At 45.4% G+C, this 2,945-nt stretch carries 4 protein-coding genes and 1 pseudogene; 2 read left to right on the forward strand and 3 right to left on the reverse strand.

Translation table 11 applies throughout. The annotated features are described in order from the left end of the window. Window positions 1–214 (forward strand): enolase C-terminal domain-like protein (locus tag R3187_RS18735; protein WP_318968557.1); only part of this gene is annotated, 214 nt, incomplete at its 5' end. 491 nt (window positions 215–705) lie between these two features. Here the strand turns inward: R3187_RS18735 and R3187_RS18740 are convergent. The 3 genes from R3187_RS18740 to R3187_RS18750 form a co-directional block, all read right to left on the reverse strand. Continuing rightward, on the reverse strand, window positions 706–1,098 hold the full coding sequence (locus R3187_RS18740; RefSeq protein ID WP_318968558.1) for a hypothetical protein: 393 nt from the start codon (window positions 1,096–1,098) through the stop codon (window positions 706–708). Further along, window positions 1,091–1,546 (reverse strand): hypothetical protein, encoded by a 456-nt coding sequence (locus R3187_RS18745; RefSeq protein WP_413229044.1) that lies wholly within the window; start codon window positions 1,544–1,546, stop codon window positions 1,091–1,093. The genes R3187_RS18740 and R3187_RS18745 overlap by 8 nt, the downstream gene beginning before the upstream one ends. Before the next feature lie 138 nt (window positions 1,547–1,684). Then, window positions 1,685–2,527 carry an REP-associated tyrosine transposase gene (locus tag R3187_RS18750; RefSeq protein ID WP_318968559.1) on the reverse strand — a complete coding sequence of 281 codons (843 nt, stop codon included), beginning with the start codon at window positions 2,525–2,527 and terminating at the stop codon, window positions 1,685–1,687. 121 nt (window positions 2,528–2,648) lie between these two features. Here R3187_RS18750 and R3187_RS18755 point away from each other — a divergent pair. Beyond that, window positions 2,649–2,945 (forward strand): annotated as a pseudogene (locus R3187_RS18755) (mandelate racemase/muconate lactonizing enzyme family protein); the annotation flags it as partial.

Raw genomic sequence — 2,945 nt, forward strand, 5'->3', positions numbered from 1 at the left:
AGCCACCGCCGCAGCGCTGCACTTAGAGACCGCGATACCGAACTTTTTAATTCATGAGCACCATACTTATGCGATTAAAAAGTGGAACCGCGAACTCTGTATTCAGGATCCACAACCGGTAAACGGCTTTTTTCAGGTATCAGAAACCCCCGGTATCGGTATTGAGCTGAACGATGAAATCGTAATGCGCTCACAACGGGTTGAGATTAAGTAATTAGTTAAGCAATTCCAGTCCCTACCACTGCCTGGCTGTGCCAGCACTGAGTTGCTGCCAGCCAGTGCACCTCAGCACCATATTGGTCAGCAACTGACAATAGCGCTGCCATAGGTGCTGGTAACTGCCCTGCCATTGATTAATGGGGTGACATTAAAATTAGTCCTGTTTTAAACGAGACTATTTTATTTTTATCTGACCCTAAATTTCGGGTGCAATTAACTTTTCGATTAGATGAAAATAGCTGAACCGCATCTAAAGTCAAAATTCAAGGCCTGACCCCGTAGGTTCCAGCAACGGCCATATTCGACGGAGGCAATAACTTACTCAAGTTCAGTTGCTTACGTTCTTCACTATAGCGTGGCACAATCAAGCCTTAACGCCCCCAACTGGTTAAATTTTAAGTAGTGACAACTATCCTGCCAGAAGGGGCCTGGCCCGCCACACCAACGCTTTGCGTTAGTTGGTTGGTAATCACCTCGGGCCGGTAACTATTCAGAATTTGCAAGCTCAAACTTAATGAGCATTCCATCAGGTAAACTGATCCTACTATTTATAAAATCACTATATTCAAAAGCCGCATATAGTCCTCCCGGCTCCAACAAAATAACCACATCTTGTCTGTCCTTCGTAATTGAATGGATATTCTTGAATATATCCCAACTGTAATCCTCACCTTCACTTGGAAGTTCTTGAGAGTAAATTACCACCCCATTTAAATTTTTAACAATCAGATATGGGTAATGAAGGTTAAATCTTTCATTGGTTGCAATCTGGACAATATAGTCGCTATTTCTCATACTAATAACAACGCTTTCATTGCTACTCCAAAAGGAATAACCACAAAGCAGAAGTAAAAGTGCAATTAGTGTATTTTTAGCCATTGCATAGAATCTGGTTAATTAGTGTTGTTGTTTTAACTTCAGCTGCTTTTCCTTTACAACCGCTCATTGAAGCACCTTTCATCACGTTGCCTACTTTAGCCCCCGCATTGTTCCCTGCAATTTCCGCTAAGCTTTGTTTTCTGGAAAAGCCAGATATCATGTACTGGCTTCCATCATTTATATTACCCAGTGCATACATTGGAGCTCCCGTTATTTGTCCTCCTGCTGCCGCGTAAATATGCCTCCCCACATCACCTCCTTGCCCATTAGCAACTAACTCCGATTTGAAGCCAGTCGCATCACTTACTCGAACTCGACCAGAAAATGCGGCGTCTATCATTCCTAAGCCAAGTGAAAAAGAGCCTTCTGGACCCGCATTCACTGCCATTAAGGCAAGGCCTCTGGCAAAATCAAAGCAAGGGCTTAATCCCCAAAAATCAGTTCTCATCACAGGATTTCCCCCAACATACCCATAAGTATTTAACCCACCGGCTAATCCTATCGGGTCGCTTTGCAAATACCGGCCGATGGAGGCGTCATAATAGCGATGCCAGTTGTACCATAAGCCAGACTCGGGGCCTTAGGGTCAGGCCTTGAATTTTGCCACTAACTTGCTAACAGTGGATACATGTACCTTAAAATATTTTGCCAACTGCGTCATGCTAAATGCCCCGGACAGATGTGCAGCAAGTATTGCGTCATTGCGATTCGTATATTGTTGTTGATAGTTTTCCAGCGGCAAAGCGCTTGGTCGGCGCTGAGCCTGAGGAATATCAGTAGTCACTTTAATACCGGGTAATTTCGCTAGCTGTTTTTTGGTAAAAGCTTCATCGCCAAGAAATACCTGATTGGTTAATTTTCCCCAAATACAGGTCTCGTCAGCCTGCTGGCAAAAGGTATCAAATGCTGCGGTAGCGGTAGCGTTAGCACTATCGCTGCTAAAGTGAGCCAGAACATCATTAACAACCAACCACTCAGGCGCGGGGTCTTTACCTATTGTGGCCTGGTAGCTGCTCCAGTCATAATCAGCAAGCTGTTCAACCATTTCGGCACGTAATGGGTTTTGCAGCACATATCGCACCAGCGCTTTGTAATACACATCGGTATCCACCAAAATACTTTTAAACCTGCCCTGAAAAATATGTCCACAGCGTTGATAACGTCGATTCACATGCTGGGTATAAACACCGTTTAGTTGCTGCATGCCTGCCGACAGGTTTCCTTCAGGTGTTTCCACCAACAGGTGATAATGATTGGTCATCAGGCAGTAGGCGTGAATACGCCAGTTATGGCGCTGGCAGACCTTTCCCAGAATATCCAGAAACTGCTGATAGTCGACTTGCTCAAAGTAAATATTATGCCGACTGTTGCCTCTGGAGGTAACGTGATAAAAAGCGCCATCAAATTCTAGGCGAAGCGGTCTGGCCATCGTTGCATCCTGCAACTAACTTGTCGATTAGATGAAAATAGCTGAACCGAAACTAAAGTCAAAATTCAAGGCCTGACCCCAGAGGTGCAGAGGTGAAGTCAAAATTCAAGGCCTGACCCCAGAGGTGCAATTGCAGTTTGACTGGGGCCCGGAATTTAAAGCGCTGGTGCACCCAGAGCAGTATGCTGAAGCAGCCTTAAAAGCCATTGCGGAGGGCTATGATGCGGTAAAAGTTGACCCTATTCAGTACGATAAAGACGGCAATACCTATTACGATCGCACCAATATTATCTCCCGCACGGAAATGAAGCTGTACCGCGCCAGAATGCAAGCTATCCGCGATGCGGTCGGCGACGAAGTCGATATTATTTTTGAATGCCACAGCTTGCCGGGTGCCACTTCGGCGATTCAGATTGGC

This window comes from Arsukibacterium sp., assembly GCF_033721375.1.
Lineage (GTDB): Bacteria > Pseudomonadota > Gammaproteobacteria > Enterobacterales > Alteromonadaceae > Alishewanella.